This is a genomic window from Corynebacterium sp. UMB6689 (assembly GCF_030215295.1).
GTDB lineage: Bacteria > Actinomycetota > Actinomycetes > Mycobacteriales > Mycobacteriaceae > Corynebacterium > Corynebacterium aurimucosum.
This window is the reverse complement of record NZ_JASOLS010000003.1, coordinates 101,478-116,692: the sequence shown is the minus strand read 5'-3', so window position 1 is coordinate 116,692 and position 15,215 is coordinate 101,478. Positions and strand designations below refer to the sequence as shown.

The following is a 15,215-nucleotide window of genomic DNA, read 5'->3' as shown; positions in this document are numbered from 1 at the left end:
TCTTAAAACACGTGACCACCCCTACGCCTGAAGAGCACGATTTCACTGAGCGCGGCGCCGCCCCTAGCCCCGCAGATACCGCGGGGCCGAGTACCGATACGTCACCGCAGGCAACGGCCGTGGTCCCGGATGCCGAGGTGGAACCATCGTTGCTCGAACAGATGGGAGGCCTGACTGGGCTCGTGTCCGCGACCCTACCGGTGCTGGTTCTCATCCCAGTCAACAACGTCTGGGGTCTGGGACCAGCGCTGGCTGCGGCGCTCGGCGTGGCATTGGCCATTAGCGTGTGGCGTTTGGCCCGCAAAGAGACCCTGCAGCCGGCTGTTTCCGGCCTGTTGGGCGTAGCTATCTGCGCCGCTATTGCCTGGTTTACAGGGGATGCCAAGGGCTATTTCCTTTATGGAATCTGGATGTCGCTCGTGCTGTTCATCGTGGCGGTGGTCTCTATCATCGCGCGCTGGCCACTCGTGGGCGTGGTCTGGAAGGGCCTGAACGGCGATGACATGGGGTGGCGCACAGTACCGAAGGCACGGCGGGCCTATGCCTTAGCAACAGCGGGGTGGGCCGCAGTCTTCATCGCCCGGTTCATAGTGCAGCGCGCGCTGTACGACGCCGACGAGACCACAACCCTCGGCATCGTCCGCATCCTCATGGGCTGGCCGCTGACCGGTATCGTCACCATCTTGACTGTTTGGATGGTGCGTCGCGCCAACGCTGTTGTTGAGGAAGCGCAGGGCTCCGGAATTACACAAGGAGAAAACTCATGACTAAGACTGAGCGGAACGCTGAGAGCGCAGCCATCACCAAAGGCCAGTCTTTCGGTACCTCCATCGAGCGCATGGGGCACGGCGGTGTCGGAATCGGCGCAGCACCCGACGGGCGTGTGTGTTTTGTCCCCGGCGCTTTTCCCGGAGACCAGGTAGCAGTGACGGCTACCAAGGTGAAGAAATCTTTCGTGGAAGCCGAAATTGATGCTGTGCTCAAGGCAAGCCCTGACCGCGTTGAATCTGCCTGCCCGGCGGCACAGCGTGGTGCCGGGTGCTGCGACTTCGCTGAGCTAGACCTAGCGGCGGAGCCGGGAATCAAGGTCGCAGTCTTGCGGGATCAGCTGCGCCGGGTAGGACGCCTTGAGAGTATTCCAGAAATTGAGCCTATTGATGTGGCGCCCCAGCGAGGGTGGCGCACGCGGGTCCGGTTGGGCGTCGACCAGCAAGGCCGTGCTGGTGTGCGCAAGCGCGGATCCACAGAACTGGTTACGGACGTGGCGTGCAGCCAGCTAGTACCGGGCCTTGTCAGCGGTCTGGTCGGTCCTGGAGCCCGCACATTTAGCCCTGGCGCGGAGGTCATTGCGGTCATGGACAGCGACGGTAACCGCCACGTCGTGGAAACCCGGAAGGCGCCGCGCGGCCGGAGGATCGAGACTATTCGGGAGACCATCGAGGCGCCGACGCAAGACGTAGTTCAACGCGCTGATGGCCACGAGTTTCACTTCCCACCCACCGCCTTTTGGCAAGCACACATCGGCGCACCTGATGTCTACACACGGCTTGCGCGTCAGTGGCTCGCGGCTGAAGGCGAGGCCGAAGAACACGAAGCAACGAAGGGATCCGAGGTCACAGCAGTAGCGTGGGATCTCTACGGAGGAGTAGGGCTATTCGTTCCCGCGCTGGCTGAAGTCACTGCACCTGAGGGTGGGCACGCCACGGTGTATTCCGTCGATTACTCGCCGGCGGCTGCGGCAGCGCAGCCGGGCCTTTCAGGAATTGATGTGCACTTCCGGACAGCTAAGGTGGAGCAGGCCGCAAGCCAGCTGCCGCGGCCAACAACGGTCATTTTGGATCCTCCGCGTACCGGTGCGGGTGTTGAGGTGGTGGACGCCATTGCCGCTGCGGCGCCGCAGCGCGTCCTCCACATTGGCTGTGACCCCGCTACGTTTGCGCGTGATATCGCTGCATGGTCCGAGCGCGGCTACCGCATGGAGCGCCTAGCTATGGTGAATGCCTTTCCGGGAACACACCATTTTGAGACCTTGGCACTGCTGGTTCCTGCGGCATAAGGCAGGATGCATCCGCGGCGGAAGATCCCGGGGTAATGATTGACGTGTCACGCGTATAAGCGGGTACGGTGGTAGAGAAGAAAACGATCGATGAAGGGGTTTAAGGCAAGCTCTATGGGCATTCTGGATTCCATTCAATCACCAGGCGATCTCAAAGCCCTGAGCAAGACGCAACTGGTTGAGCTCGCGGCGGATATCCGCCAGCGCTTGATTGAGAAGGTGTCCGCCACGGGCGGTCACCTCGGGCCCAACCTGGGCGTTGTGGAGCTCACGGTGGCGATCCACCGCGTCTTCGACTCCCCGCGGGACCCCGTCGTCTTCGATACCTCGCACCAGTCTTATGTGCACAAGATGCTCACCGGCCGTGCCAACCAGTTTGATTCCTTGCGCCAGAAGGGCGGCTTATCCGGGTACACGGACCGTGGGGAATCGGAACATGACTGGACCGAATCCTCGCACGCTTCTGCAGCGCTATCCACGGTGGACGGCCTTTCCAAGGCTTTCAAGATTCGCGGTGAATCGCACCGCAATGCCGTGGCAGTCGTCGGTGATGGTGCCCTCACCGGTGGCATGTGCTGGGAGGCATTGAACAACATCTCTGCGGATAAAGACCGCAACGTCGTCATCGTCGTTAACGACAATGGCCGCTCCTATTCGCCGACCATTGGCGGCCTTTCGGAGAACCTCGGGCGTATTCGTGCACAGCATGGTTATGACGAGTTCATGGAGTTGGGCAAGAAACGCCTGAAGTCGATGGGTTGGGTAGGCGAGCGTACCTTTGATGCTCTGCACGCGGTCAAGGAGGGCGTAAAGTCCACCGTTCTGCCTACCGAGATGTTCCCAGAGTTGGGAATCAAATACATTGGCCCCATTAATGGCCACGATATCGACGCGGTGGTCCGGGCACTGAGTTATGCCCGGGACTATGACGGTCCCATCATCGTGCACACCGTCACGGAGAAGGGGCATGGCTTTGCCCCGGCGGTCAATGAGCCGAAGGACCAGATGCACTCCACCGGAGCTATCGACCCGGTCACCGGTGTCTCCAAGGGGCAAAAGCAGCCGGGATGGACTGCGGCCTTTTCCGAGGAACTCATCAAGGCCGGTCATGCGCGCGAGGATATCGTGGCTATTACCGCTGCTATGGCGGGGCCGACGGGTCTTGCGCCCTTCCAGGAGGAATTCCCGGAGCGATTCTTCGACGTTGGCATCGCCGAACAGCATGCCATGGCCTCCGCCTCCGGTCTGGCGCTGGCCGGAATGCATCCGGTAGTGGCGGTGTACTCCACCTTCCTTAACCGTGCAGTGGACCAAGTCGTCATGGACATCGCGCTGCTCAAGCTGCCCGTCACCATCGTGCTCGACCGCGCCGGTGTCACGGGCTCTGATGGCCCTTCGCACAACGGAGTGTGGGACATGGCGTTGATGAGCATCGTCCCGGGGATGCGCATTGCCGCGCCGCGCGATGGCGCACGCCTGCGTGAGCTCTTTAATGAGGCCATCGCTATTGAGGATGGCCCCACGGTGGTGCGCTTCCCCAAGGGCAACCTCCTTGATGACCGCGACGAACTCAAGCGCCTCGATGACGGGGTAGATATCCTGAGCTATTCCGATGCTGCTGCGGCGGAGGCCACTGATGTACTTATCGTCGCTATCGGTGCCATGAGTGCGCGTTCCCTGGGAGCAGCTGAGCTGCTCGAAGCCCAAGGTTTCAACGTCACCGTCGTGGATCCGCGCTGGCCGGTGCCGGTCCCGCAATCCATCGTTGCACTCGCTGCTGATCATGATCTTGTGGTCACGGTAGAGGATGGCCTCTTGCGGGGCGGCGTGGGTTCCATGGTGGCGGAAGCACTCGACGCCGCGGATGTGGATACCCCAGTCCACCGCCTTGGTGTTCCTGGGTGCTTCCCCAAGCATGCCAGCCGCGGAGAAATCCTTGAGGAATTCGGGTTGACCCCGGAGGGAATCACGGACTCCGTGAATGAGTGGGTAGCTGCTCGGAGCTAGAGGCGCGGTGGCATACAGCGTATTCGCGCTAGACCGCGACGCAGGAGCGGCGCGGATAGCTCTACCTGCCATTCGCGCGCACCTTGGGAACGCAGGAAATCGGGGATATCGGCGTCTGCTGCGATTTCGCCCGCCACACCGCCTTCAGGTCCGCAGGCCGCCCAGACTACAGCGCGGACCAAGCTGGGTTTGAGGATCAGCTCGTAGCTCATGCCCAGCTCTTCACCGAGAGCCTCGAAATCACTACGGATCTCGGTATAGAGCTGCCACAGCTCGGGGAAATCTCGGTTAAAAGCTGATTTGGAAGGAACCGGGCGTGGGCTGCGCAACGCCTTCGGCCACTGCTGGCGCGGGCTAGCAAGGGCGGTCTCGACGGCATCGAACCAGCGCAAGGTGGCGCCGCCGCGGCGGCGGGGGAAGCCTTTAACTTGATTGATTTCGTGCGGCGACCGGGGCACGCGGCGCGCGATGTCGACGAGCACACGGTGCGGCAGTACTCGGTTAGGGGCGATGTCTTGGGAGCGGGCGATGGATTCGCGTCGCTGCCACAGTTCACGGGCTACCACGAGTTGCTCTCGGGAGCGCAGAGAGGAGACACCCTTGAGGGCCCGCCACGACCTAGGTTCAGGCCCAGTGATGCGGGCGTGGTCTTCGACAATCCTCTCAAACTCTTCATAAGCCCAGTCGAGCTTGTCCTGTTCCGCAAGAATATCTCGCAGTGTCACGGCGAGCTCGTTGAGAAGCTCCACGTCGAGCGCCGCATAATTGCGCCACTTCCGCGGGATGGGGGTTTCGGACCAGTCGGAATCGCCGTAGCCTTTTTCCAGTTCAACGTCGAAAAGCTCCAGCACCATTGCGGCCAAGTTAGGGTGTGCGAAACCGGCGAAGCGGGCAGCTAACTCGGTATCGAACAGCATGCCCGGGTATAGGCCCAGCCACGCTAGGCTCGGGAGATCGGAAGGGGCGGCATGGACCACCCACTTTTGCCCATTGAGCACCGGTGCGAGTGCTGCGCGGAGCTCATCGCGGTGGTGCTCCGGGGCGAACAAGAACGTGCCTGCACCCTCCCGGCGGATTTGCACGAGGAAGGCGCGGTCATCAAAACGGTAGGACGAGGCGCGTTCGGTGTCGATGGCAAACGGCCCGGTGCCCGCAGCTAAGCGGGCGGCACCGGCTTGAAACTCACGGGGAGAAAGGAGGACTTTCGGCGTCCCATCAACCGGTACCTGGCGCAATTCGCTCATCTTAGCGTCCGAGTTCGGCTACGCCCTCTGGCGGCAAACCAGCGACGAGAGAGAGGACTTGCGCAAAAGCTTCGACGTGTGGGGCGAGATCCAGGCCGGAGGCAGTCCACGAGGCGCGCATTTCTAATTGGTAGGCGCGCGGTGGTCCGCCAATTTCGCCGAAACGAACGGAAGCGGTCGAGGTGACGGTGCCTCCCAAATTCGTATGAGTAGCTTCGCGCACGTCGAGGGATTCAGTGAGCCATTCCCAGGCGACGTCGGGAAGCAGCGGGTCCCCGGCGACGGCATCGTCCAAGTCTGCCTGGATGTAGGCCACCAGGCGCATCGCACCTTCCCAGGCTTCCTCAGCGCCTGGGTCGTGCAACAGGATGAGGCGGCCGAAGGCATCGCCTTCAGAGTCAGTAGGGATAAGGTCCCCGTGTTCTGTGCGCTCAACCTCGAGGCCGATGGCGTGGCTGAATGGAGCCAGGCGTTGCGGTGGGCGGATGGTGCCCAAGGTGATTTCGGGGCGCAGCTGTGCGGTATGGAGGGACTCGACGGCCTCCGTGAAGGCGGTCGGAGTGCTCGGCTCCGCAGGGCGCGATTCGGCGGAAGAGGCGGCGGCGCGATCGTGCAGGTTGGTCGGTGCCCCTGCGAGGTTGCGCGAAGAAACGTCGGAATTGCTCACGGGGATCAAGGTATAAGCTCCGCCCGTGTGGCGGTGGAAGGCGCGCCGAAAAGCTAGTGGCGCGCGGAGGCGCCTCCAACTTATGATGGATAAGAAACTCTGTCGGTTGAAAGAAGGAGAAAGGCATGTCGAAGGTCAACTTCGCCGAGCTCAACAAGGTCCAGCGCTACTCGCAGCACGCGGTATTTCAGGTGATCCCGGGTGCGTTGGGCACGGAGCGCGAGGAGATCGTGGCGCAGGCGCAGAAGTTCTTCTCTGAGCTCGAGGAGGCAGGCGTGGTTACCGTTCGCGGTATCTATGACCTGTCCGGAATGCGCGAGAGCGCTGATTACATGATTTGGTGGCACGCGGAAGAATTCGCCGACATCCAGAAGGCTTTCGCGGATTTCCGCCGCGAGACCGTCCTGGGCCAGGTTTCTGAGGTGACGTGGGTAGGAAATGCTTTGCACCGCCCGGCGGAGTTCAACAAATCTCACCTGCCGTCCTTCATCATGGGCGAAGAACCTGGCGAGTGGATTTCTGTCTATCCCTTCGTGCGTTCCTACGACTGGTACACCATGGATGAAGAAAAGCGCCGCCGCATCCTCATGGAGCATGGCATGCAGGGCCGTGATTACCCGGATGTGCGCGCAAACACCGTGCCGGCCTTCGCGCTGGGTGACTATGAGTGGATCCTGGCCTTTGAGGCCCCAGAGCTGCACCGCATCGTGGACCTGATGTACCTGATGCGCTACACCGAGGCTCGCCACCACGTGCGTGAGGAAATTCCCTTCCACACCGGACGCCGCGTGAAGGACGTGGCTGAGCTCATCGCTATCCTGCCTTAAGAGCTGCGATAATTCGGGGTAGCGGCAGCGAAAGGCACCGGAAGTCGGTTGAGGGTTTAGTCCTCGACCGGCTTTTCTTCTAGGTCGAGGCAGATGGAATTAATGCAGTAGCGCAGGTCCGTCGGCGTATCGTAGCCTTCGCCTTCGAAGACGTGTCCAAGGTGGGATTCGCAGTTGGCGCACAGCACCTCGATGCGGCGCATGCCCAGTGAATTGTCTTCACGCTCAATGATGGCGTCGCCGGCCAAAGGGGAGAAGAAGGACGGCCAGCCGCAGTGCGACTCGAACTTTTCCGTGGAGCGGAAGAGCTCGGCACCGCAGGCACGGCAGGAGTACACACCCTCGGTGGTGGTGTTGGTGTATTCACCGACGTGCGGTGCCTCGGTGCCAGCCTCGCGCAGGACGTGGTATTCCTCCGGACTTAGGCGCTTGCGCCATTCAGCATCAGCAATGAGCTTGTAATCAGTCATGCAGGGATTTTATCGCTCGCTTGATGCTTGGGGCTAGTGCCTCGCTCCGCAGCCCACCAGCCGGCCACCGAGGCGGCGGTGACCACAATGAGCAGTCCCCACCCAAGGGTAGCGATAAAGACGCTCATCCAGTGCGCGGCGGTGGGCATGCTGGACGACGTCCACTCGAGCGGCGCCAAGAATAAAAATGCGGCCAACCATGCTCCCCACGTGTGGAAGACCGAGCGCGCAAGTACCACCGTAAACAGCATGGGGATAAGCCACATGGAGTAATACTGCTGACCCAGGGAGGAAAGGAAGAAGATGCCGACCATGATGGCACCACTGGTGCTCAGCGCCCAGAAGGTGGGCTCACTGTCGTGCCAGCGCAGCAGACCGAGGATCGCCACTGCCGCTAGAGCCGCGAAGAGCAACCAGATGGGGTAGTAGATGATGCCGGGGAGATCGAAGTAGGCGCGCACGCCCGGCCACGAGGCGTTGGCATAATCGCGCGTGGTGGACAGGTAAGGCACAAGGTTGGCGCGGAAGCCCTCCACGCCGGGGACGAACGGCCAGGCTGCAAGGTTGACTACCAAAGGTACGGCTACGCCCAAGCCTACAGTGAGCCAGCGCTTGCGGACGAGGGCGAGGAAGAGCAGCGGGGCAAATTGTGGTTTGACCAGAATTGCCAGTCCGATGCACAAGCCAGCGGCCCATCCGTGCTTGTCCAACAAGACCAAAAATGCCACCATCGCGAGCAGCAATAAACCGTTGATGTTGGTAAAGACCAACGTGTTGATAACTGATTCGGTAGCGAAGGCAGCAGCGATGCTGACCGGCCACAGTGGGCCCCGCAGGGTGTGGCCCACGAAGCGGGTCAACACGGCTAGTGCAGCGATGATGGCGGCGGCGTTGGCCAGAATGAAGGCGAGGCGCGCGTGTTCCTCGGACACGAGCCCCAAGGGGGACAAGAGGACCGTGGCGCCTGGGTTATACAGGTAGAGCGGTTCGACGAAAGAATAGTTCTGTTCATAGACCGGGGTGCCCACCCACAGGTTCCGGATCGCGCGGTAGACGGTGCCGAAATCATCAGTCACCGAGCCGTTAACAGCGAGCACGAACACGCGATGAAAGACCAAAACAATGGCGGCGGGCCACGCGGCGGCCGTCCACAGTCGCGCGGAATCAGCGAATGTGGAATCTGAGGGTGAGGGAGCCGGAGAAGTCACGGCAGCACAGTTTACGGGGTCTGAGTGCGCCGGTAGCGCAGAAACACCGTGTTGTCGACGGCGGTGACGTTCTCTAGCTCGAGCTTGAGCGCGGGGGAGGTGGCCTCGCCGTCAACGACTGGCTTTTCGACGGAAGGGGAAAGGTGCGGATCAAGCGTCAAATACAGCTTGTCTACGAGGCCTTCTGCGATAAAGGCGGAGTAGACGGATGGCCCACCTTCACAACTGATGCGGCGCGCGCCCTGGGCGCGGAGGGCAGCAATAGCCTCGCTCATGGTTCCGGTACCTGTGCTAACGACTTCGGCACCAGCGTCGGCTAAGCGCCGTGCCTCGAGTGAAGATGCGCGTTCTGCGGGGGTAAGCACGAGGGGGCCAGTTGCAATGAAGTCCTCGAAGCCGGAAAAATCGAGGGAGTGGCTGAAGACGGCGAGACGGGTATTTGACGCCGGCCCATAATCTTCTGCTTCCACCGTGGCTGAGCCGACGACGGCAACGTCCGCCCACTCGCGTAGGGCGGCAAAGAGTTCAGCGTCGGTGTCGTTGCCCATCGGTTCGGAGGTGCCATCGATGGTGGCGGAGCCGTGGAGCGTACTCACCGCAATTAAGCGGATTCCTTCTTGGTCTGGGCCCAGCAGGCGTTCTATTAGCGCAGTGTCACTCATGGCGCCCTACGGTACCTCAAAGGGTGACTATGCCTGGGCTGGGCTGCCCCTGCGCTGGACTGGGCTGTGGGCTGGGCCGGGCTTCAGAAGTTTAGGCGCTCTGGAGCCGCCACGTGCCGAAACGCAGCGCGGAGGCTCCCCAGTGGAGCAGCAAGAGCACCAGTAAAGCGAAGGACAACCGGTGCCAGCCTTCATCCCATGAACCTAGGCACAGCGTTCCGACTGGGAAGGTCGAACCCCACCAGCCGGGGCCGTAGGGAGCCCACGCGAATACCGCTTGGTAGAAGCAGTACATGGCGAATGCTACGCAGGGTGCTCCGATGGCGAACATGATGATGCCGTAGAGGTGGGCGTCAAAAAGCAAAGTCGAGGCGGCCGTTGATTGACCAACCACGCCCAGCGGGATCCACGCTGTACCTGCAGCTGCGCCCCGCGGCCTATCTCGGCGTTGTACAAGAGACCGGTAACAATAGGCGAACAGTGGAATTGCCGTGATGAAGGTGAGGAAGAAGCACAGCTCGCCGGCAAAGTGATAGAACTGCCCATGGTTGATAGCCAATTGGCCTGCGGAGGTCGCCGCCACCATAGGGGAAACCAGCGCTAGCCCCCAAGGAAAAGCGGGCTTGTCGTAGTGGTGCGGCTGCTGGAATAACCCCCAGAGCTGCCACAGGCACACCACGACAGAAAGCGGTGCGCCAATCCACCAACTTACTAACTGGAAGGCAACGTTTCCGGTTAACGCAGTCCACGCCGAGCCGCACGCCAGCAGACCCATCGTGTACATCCCCCACGCCGCCATGTTCTGGTGCCGAGGAGGTTCATTCTTTGTCCCCACGGTAAAAATCACCAGCAGCATTGCTGCGATAAGAGCGAAGACAATTTGGCCTACGTCTAAACCATGTAAACCCGACAAAGTTGACGCAATGGAGGTTCCCATCAAGGCGCCTGCCCAGGCTGGGCCAAACTTTGGCAACTGCACGAAAATCATCCTATTCCTGCACTTGTTGCTAGTGAACTTTTATGGAGTAATTGGATAACTGCGCCAGGGGGCAGGTTCAATGTTGTGCAGGCTTGTTCGACCGTGCCGTGACCCCAACGCGTTAAGGTATGCGTCTAGCTCCGGTGGTCAGTATGAGGCGCAACGAGAAAACACCCCCGCGAGAAAGGATGAATGCAGGTTTATTATCCTCATCATCTCCACGTGGAGGCTTTTATCCAGTACTGCATGTTGCTGACTCGCAGTAATAATGGTGGTCCTAGCTGGGATTGAACCAGCGACCTTTCCGGTGTGAACGGAACGCTCTCCCACTGAGCTATAGAACCTCGGTGCAGGCTTTAAAGTACACCGCGCATATGGAAACCCCTAATCGTCCAGCTCAACCGTGTTTTAATTTGTGGCTTGTCGGCACTAGAGCCTTGATGGAGTTAATAAGGGGGCTTGCAACCGCCATCCCTGCCGTGTCCGTTGTAACTGCAGTCTCAATCACACTGATGTAATCTGAATCCTGTTGGAAGTCAGGGGATTAGTGCCGTGGGCTGCGGATTTGGAAACTGGGGCGGCGCACGATAAAGTTTCTTCTCGCACCACGGCATACCGGCCGGGAACGTGCAATGCGGATGTAGCGCAGTTGGTAGCGCATCACCTTGCCAAGGTGAGGGTCGCGAGTTCGAGTCTCGTCATCCGCTCCAGGACTTTCTTGAAGTCAAGGTCACTTGGCTAGGTTCAAGTAAGAGTCTTGATAAATGCATAGGCGCGATTAGCTCAGTGGGAGAGCGCTTCCCTGACACGGAAGAGGTCACTGGTTCAATCCCAGTATCGCGCACAAGGACTTAGTCCTAGAAACCGGGCCTGGTTTCGAATGCGGATGTAGCGCAGTTGGTAGCGCATCACCTTGCCAAGGTGAGGGTCGCGAGTTCGAGTCTCGTCATCCGCTCCAGCACATGTAGTGTGTGAGGCGGTATCGCCACGGTGGAATGGCCGAGTGGTGAGGCAACGGTCTGCAAAACCGTGCACACGGGTTCGATTCCCGTTTCCACCTCAAGAGCAGGCGCCCAACTCTGGGTGCCGTGAGCGCGTTTAGCTCAGCGGGAGAGCGCTTCCCTGACACGGAAGAGGTCACTGGTTCAATCCCAGTATCGCGCACAGGGTTTCCACTAGGAGCCCACGACGAGCGAGAGCTCGTCACGCGGATGTAGCGCAGTTGGTAGCGCATCACCTTGCCAAGGTGAGGGTCGCGAGTTCGAGTCTCGTCATCCGCTCCACATCGAGTGCCCCTCCAAATTGGAGGGGCACTTTTAGTTTTCTGTCTCCCGGATTTTAAGGGGGGTTAAGGATTAAGGGGGTGAGGGGGCTCTTCCCCGTCAGCGAGAGAACTTCCGGTCAGCTGTTTATGATGTTTCTCACAGTCTTGTCGTCTCAAGGAAGTAGACATCATGAAAGCCTTTTCTCCACCTTCGTCTTCCCCGCAGGGCCTGTTACGCGGGGTCTTTGCTATTCTCGCAGCGCTACTCATCGCGTTTCTCAGCGTGGCGTCGATACCAGCTTTTGCACAGAATCCCACCGGGGTGACGCCGAGCGTCGAGCCGAGCTCCGAAGCAACCTCCAATGGGGGTGCGGCCGATTCCCAGAGCGGCGCAACGATGCTTGTTCTCGATTCTTCTGGCTCGATGAATGCGCAAGACGCTGGCGGGCAGACCCGCCTCGACGCCGCGAAGGACGCAACGAAGAAGTTCGTCTCTGAGCTTGGTGGGACTATCCCACTAGGGCTTGTTACTTACGGCGGCACGGTCGACGAAGCACCAGAGAATCAGGAAGCAGGGTGCCAAGACATCCACGTGGTCAGTGGCCCCAAAGAGGATGTAGGGGATTCTTTCACTGGCCCGATCGATGCGCTCCATGCAAAGGGCTACACCCCGATTGGTGATTCCCTGAAGAAGGCCGCCGAGGAATTGGGTGGCCAGCACGGCACCATTGTGCTTGTCTCTGATGGAATCGATACCTGTGCGCCGCCGCCAGTATGTGAGGTGGCCAAAGAGCTTCACGAGCAGGGCGTCGATCTGGTCATCAACACCATTGGTTTTAACGTCGATGAGGAGGCCCGAAAGGAGCTCTCCTGTATTGCAGATGCCGCTGGCGGCGAGTATCTCGACGCCGATGATGCAGACTCATTGGCAGCGATGATCAAGAAGGCAGCAGGGCGCGCCGCGGACATCTATCAATCCGATGTTGAACAGATTGAAGGCAGCGAAGACATCAGCCGACCAACGCAGCTTCCACGCTGGGAGTCTGGTGAGGACTTCATCTTCCGCGCGGAGTTGGATGCCCCACCGAACGGCGGCGAGGAATCTCGCACCGATTTCCATGCTGAGTCATGGTCGATCCCCGTCAAGCCGGGTGAGCGCTATGTGGCGACGATGTACAAGACACTTGAAGGTGCAGTGGGAACACCGAACGACCTGTATTTGAAGACATTTTTCGGCGATGGTACAGAACCGCCAACGGGTACGCATGGTGGCGACGAAGGCTCAGATGATTGCACAGCTGACTGGGAAAGTGCGAACACCGGCACTGTATCTGAGGCCTTGGCAAACGCTAGCGCTTATACCTACGAAATCGGTTCCAAGAATTGCCAGGGCGACTTGGTCTTGACGGCGATGCGCGCAGGCCAGTACAAGGCCGATGAACCTTTCGACGTGGAGATTCTGCTTCACCGTGTTGACCCAGTATCCAACATTGACGAGCTTGTTAGTGGTCTTAGCAGCGAGCTGGACGGCGAACTCCATGCCAACGCCAACGATGCTGAACAGATGGCTCCCGGAAACTGGTTTGACAATGCCACGGAGCTTCGCAGCGGTCAGGCCATCGAAACCGACATTGTTCAGGGCGAAGCGCACGTCTACAAGGTCCCCATGAAGGAAGGACAGCAGTTGGCTGCCGCAATTAGAGCTGGAGAGGCTTCGGATAAGAAGGCTCTCCAGTACTCAGGCCTCGATGTGTCTATCCTCAATCCAGTTCGTGAGAAAGCTGGAGAGCATGAGTCTTTGATCTGGCCCGATGAGGGGGACGAGGGATCGGTCTCGGCAGCAAACCCTATTGCTTTCACTAACCGCTTCAGCTCGGATTCTGCACCCTCTTATGGCAACGCGAACTGGTTGGAGGGTGACTACTACATCGTGGTGACACTAGATGCAGGTACGGGGAATAATCTAGCGGATAGTGAAGGCAATTTCACTGACAAACGTGCCACCATGAAATATTACCTCACGTCCAAGGTGTTGGGGGAGCCAATCCAAGGCCCAATCTATGAACCCGTCAAGGACCAGACTGAGGCACCGAAGAGTGATGGTGACGAAGGAAAAGTGGACCAAGCAGCAAGCGCCGATGAGGATGAAGGCTTTGGCTTTGGCATTCTTGGCTATCTCTTAGCCGCTGCGCTGGGCATCATTGCACTTGCCGTAATCATCCTGGTAGTTATCCTTCTGCGCGGACGTAGCCACTAGAAGTCTTATAAGAAACACGACCTTGCTGCTGGAGAGGACTGGGAACTTTTCCGCCGCGTGCAACGACTACTTGGTAACCCCGCACAATCCGTGCGGGGTAAGGATTGGCTCGAGGATCCCTCCCGGCGATAGGATGAGGGAACCTTCAACCAAAAGTTTCATCAGACCATCAAGGAGTAATCCGGGAAATGCAGCTGCGTCAGGTCACTACGGGAATTGCCGCTGGGGCCGCGGGCCTTGCGATTGGGTTGTCCGCGCCGCTAGCGGTGGCACATGACTCAGTCATTGGCGGAAACGTGGTGGGTGACGCACCGCTGGAAGAGTTTCCGCGTGAAATCACGCTGGAGTTCTCTGGTATTCCCCGGGATGACTTCAATACTTTTGCTGTGAGCGATAAGTCAAGCGGCGAGGTGCTCTTTGACGCCACCCCAACCATTGATGGCCGCAATCTCACCGTTGAGGTTCCTCAGGACATCGAACCTGGCGATGGTGAATACCAGGTAGGTTTCCGCATTACCTCCTCCGATGGCCACTCCACGCTCGGTTCCGTGCCGTTTAGCGTGGGCTCTGGGGCCGGCGGACATGAGGCTGCAGATGCTTCTGCCGATGGTGCCAAGGAAGGCGAAGAGGCGCAGGAGTCTCAGGATCCGCTGAGCTCCTTGCCCACTGCGGCCAGATGGATCATTGGCGTAGGGGCAGTTCTCGTTGTCGGCGCAGCGCTCTTTGCCTTCGGAGCAAAGACCCGCCGCGCTGGTGGAGAAGGCTCAGAAGGCTAAACACCACCAGCCGCTGATGAGACGAGAGTCAATCCGCACTTTCCTTAACTACTGTTACTGCAGAAAGGCATGTCCCATGCTGAATACCCGTTCTTTCCTCCGTGTCTCCGTGGCGGCTCTCGCAGCAGGCAGCCTGACCTTGGCGGCTTGCTCCCCGAGCGAAGAGGATTCCGCCGCGGCTCCGTCGAGCGCTGCAAGCAGCGCGGAGAAGGACAAGGACGCAGAGACCAGTACTTCGGCTTCTTCCTCCGCTGAGTCTGGCGTAACGTTCGAGGATGCTGTTGTGCGCGCCATGGAGGAGGACTCCGATATGACCGCTATCTTCGGCACTCTCCACAACAACACGGACAAGGATATCAACGTGCTTGGCTTCAGCTCTTCGGTAAAGGCGAAGCACTATGAGATCCATGAGGTTGTCGATGGCGTCATGCAGGAGAAGGAGGGCGGCTTCGATATCCCTGCCGGCGAATCCATTGAGCTCGCGCCGGGCGGTTTCCACTTCATGTTGATGGGCGTGACCGAGCCTGTTATGGCCGGTGAGACTGCCACCCTCACGCTGGAGCTTGCCGACGGTTCCTCCGTCGAGCTCGGCGATATCCCGGTGCGCACCATTGGTGCCGGCGACGAAGACTACGGCGATATGGACCACGGATCCATGGACCATGCAGAGCACATGGACCACTCGGAGTCCGCAGACATGTCTGACATGAAGAAGGAAGAGCACGCGCACTAGAAACTAGCGTGCTCTGGGCCAAAGTAGGCAAGAAATCGGTTCTCACGAGATAGGGAGAAATCAAG

General features: G+C 59.7%; 13 protein-coding genes and 7 tRNA genes. 13 read left to right on the top strand and 7 right to left on the bottom strand.

Features of this window, described 5'->3' with window-relative positions; genetic code table 11:
* Positions 1-11: 11 nt before the first annotated feature.
* From QP363_RS02535 to dxs, 3 genes are all read left to right on the top strand, one after another.
* Positions 12-767, top strand: a complete 756-nt coding sequence (locus QP363_RS02535; RefSeq protein ID WP_070446774.1) for a DUF3159 domain-containing protein — start codon at positions 12-14, stop codon at positions 765-767.
* Complete coding sequence (locus tag QP363_RS02530; RefSeq protein WP_070719187.1) at positions 764-2,056, top strand: class I SAM-dependent RNA methyltransferase; 1,293 nt, start codon at positions 764-766, stop codon at positions 2,054-2,056. Before QP363_RS02535 ends, QP363_RS02530 begins: the two co-directional genes overlap by 4 nt.
* A gap of 114 nt (positions 2,057-2,170) precedes the next feature.
* A complete protein-coding gene (gene dxs, locus QP363_RS02525) occupies positions 2,171-4,063 on the top strand; it encodes a 1-deoxy-D-xylulose-5-phosphate synthase (protein ID WP_070719189.1) in 1,893 nt (630 codons plus the stop codon).
* Here the strand turns inward: dxs and QP363_RS02520 are convergent.
* Both QP363_RS02520 and QP363_RS02515 read right to left on the bottom strand, forming a co-directional pair.
* A complete protein-coding gene (locus QP363_RS02520) occupies positions 4,060-5,307 on the bottom strand; it encodes an HRDC domain-containing protein (protein WP_284762258.1) in 1,248 nt (415 codons plus the stop codon). The genes dxs and QP363_RS02520 overlap by 4 nt on opposite strands.
* Position 5,308: 1 nt before the next feature.
* Positions 5,309-5,923 (bottom strand): DUF3000 domain-containing protein, encoded by a 615-nt coding sequence (locus QP363_RS02515; RefSeq protein ID WP_070446948.1) that lies wholly within the window; start codon positions 5,921-5,923, stop codon positions 5,309-5,311.
* Positions 5,924-6,099: 176 nt separating this feature from the next.
* Between QP363_RS02515 and hemQ the strand changes: the two genes are divergently transcribed.
* A complete protein-coding gene (gene hemQ / locus QP363_RS02510) occupies positions 6,100-6,801 on the top strand; it encodes a hydrogen peroxide-dependent heme synthase (protein WP_070446778.1) in 702 nt (233 codons plus the stop codon).
* A gap of 56 nt (positions 6,802-6,857) precedes the next feature.
* On the opposite strand, the gene msrB is transcribed toward hemQ, so the two are convergent.
* From msrB to QP363_RS02485, 5 genes are all read right to left on the bottom strand, one after another.
* Positions 6,858-7,271 (bottom strand): peptide-methionine (R)-S-oxide reductase MsrB, encoded by a 414-nt coding sequence (gene msrB, locus QP363_RS02505; protein ID WP_070644921.1) that lies wholly within the window; start codon positions 7,269-7,271, stop codon positions 6,858-6,860.
* Positions 7,268-8,479 (bottom strand): glycosyltransferase family 87 protein, encoded by a 1,212-nt coding sequence (locus QP363_RS02500; protein WP_070644919.1) that lies wholly within the window; start codon positions 8,477-8,479, stop codon positions 7,268-7,270. The genes msrB and QP363_RS02500 overlap by 4 nt, the downstream gene beginning before the upstream one ends.
* A gap of 11 nt (positions 8,480-8,490) precedes the next feature.
* Positions 8,491-9,141, bottom strand: coding sequence for a dihydrofolate reductase family protein (locus QP363_RS02495; RefSeq protein ID WP_284762254.1), 651 nt, complete (start codon positions 9,139-9,141; stop codon positions 8,491-8,493).
* Positions 9,142-9,232: 91 nt separating this feature from the next.
* Positions 9,233-10,129 carry a TDT family transporter gene (locus QP363_RS02490; RefSeq protein WP_246821797.1) on the bottom strand — a complete coding sequence of 299 codons (897 nt, stop codon included), beginning with the start codon at positions 10,127-10,129 and terminating at the stop codon, positions 9,233-9,235.
* Between the two features lie 260 nt (positions 10,130-10,389).
* Positions 10,390-10,464 (bottom strand) — tRNA-Val (locus tag QP363_RS02485).
* A 290-nt stretch (positions 10,465-10,754) separates the two neighbouring features.
* Between QP363_RS02485 and QP363_RS02480 the strand changes: the two genes are divergently transcribed.
* The 9 genes from QP363_RS02480 (at position 10,755) to QP363_RS02440 (ending at position 15,150) form a co-directional block, all read left to right on the top strand.
* Positions 10,755-10,830: transfer RNA gene (locus QP363_RS02480), tRNA-Gly, on the top strand.
* A 62-nt stretch (positions 10,831-10,892) separates the two neighbouring features.
* Positions 10,893-10,964 (top strand) — tRNA-Val (locus QP363_RS02475).
* Between the two features lie 38 nt (positions 10,965-11,002).
* Positions 11,003-11,078, top strand: a tRNA-Gly gene (locus QP363_RS02470).
* A 31-nt stretch (positions 11,079-11,109) separates the two neighbouring features.
* Positions 11,110-11,180: transfer RNA gene (locus tag QP363_RS02465), tRNA-Cys, on the top strand.
* Between the two features lie 32 nt (positions 11,181-11,212).
* Positions 11,213-11,284: transfer RNA gene (locus QP363_RS02460), tRNA-Val, on the top strand.
* A gap of 43 nt (positions 11,285-11,327) precedes the next feature.
* A tRNA-Gly gene (locus QP363_RS02455) sits at positions 11,328-11,403 on the top strand.
* A 171-nt stretch (positions 11,404-11,574) separates the two neighbouring features.
* A complete protein-coding gene (locus QP363_RS02450) occupies positions 11,575-13,641 on the top strand; it encodes a VWA domain-containing protein (protein WP_284762252.1) in 2,067 nt (688 codons plus the stop codon).
* Positions 13,642-13,829: 188 nt separating this feature from the next.
* Entirely contained in the window at positions 13,830-14,417 is a 588-nt protein-coding gene (locus tag QP363_RS02445) for a copper resistance CopC family protein (RefSeq protein ID WP_070711296.1), read from the top strand.
* 76 nt (positions 14,418-14,493) lie between these two features.
* Positions 14,494-15,150, top strand: coding sequence for a copper chaperone PCu(A)C (locus QP363_RS02440; protein WP_083308534.1), 657 nt, complete (start codon positions 14,494-14,496; stop codon positions 15,148-15,150).
* The last annotated feature ends 65 nt before the right edge of the window (positions 15,151-15,215 follow it).

What these genes read in the sequence shown, in the direction of transcription:
- QP363_RS02450 (WP_284762252.1), top strand. Translation starts at nt 11,575, where the DNA reads ATGAAAGCCTTTTCTCCACCTTCGTCTTCCCCGCAGGGCCTGTTACGC.
- QP363_RS02520 (WP_284762258.1), bottom strand. Translation starts at nt 5,307, where the DNA reads ATGAGCGAATTGCGCCAGGTACCGGTTGATGGGACGCCGAAAGTCCTC.
- msrB (WP_070644921.1), bottom strand. Translation starts at nt 7,271, where the DNA reads ATGACTGATTACAAGCTCATTGCTGATGCTGAATGGCGCAAGCGCCTA.
- QP363_RS02490 (WP_246821797.1), bottom strand. Translation starts at nt 10,129, where the DNA reads ATGATTTTCGTGCAGTTGCCAAAGTTTGGCCCAGCCTGGGCAGGCGCC.
- QP363_RS02440 (WP_083308534.1), top strand. Translation starts at nt 14,494, where the DNA reads ATGCTGAATACCCGTTCTTTCCTCCGTGTCTCCGTGGCGGCTCTCGCA.
- dxs (WP_070719189.1), top strand. Translation starts at nt 2,171, where the DNA reads ATGGGCATTCTGGATTCCATTCAATCACCAGGCGATCTCAAAGCCCTG.
- hemQ (WP_070446778.1), top strand. Translation starts at nt 6,100, where the DNA reads ATGTCGAAGGTCAACTTCGCCGAGCTCAACAAGGTCCAGCGCTACTCG.
- QP363_RS02530 (WP_070719187.1), top strand. Translation starts at nt 764, where the DNA reads ATGACTAAGACTGAGCGGAACGCTGAGAGCGCAGCCATCACCAAAGGC.
- QP363_RS02495 (WP_284762254.1), bottom strand. Translation starts at nt 9,141, where the DNA reads ATGAGTGACACTGCGCTAATAGAACGCCTGCTGGGCCCAGACCAAGAA.
- QP363_RS02445 (WP_070711296.1), top strand. Translation starts at nt 13,830, where the DNA reads ATGCAGCTGCGTCAGGTCACTACGGGAATTGCCGCTGGGGCCGCGGGC.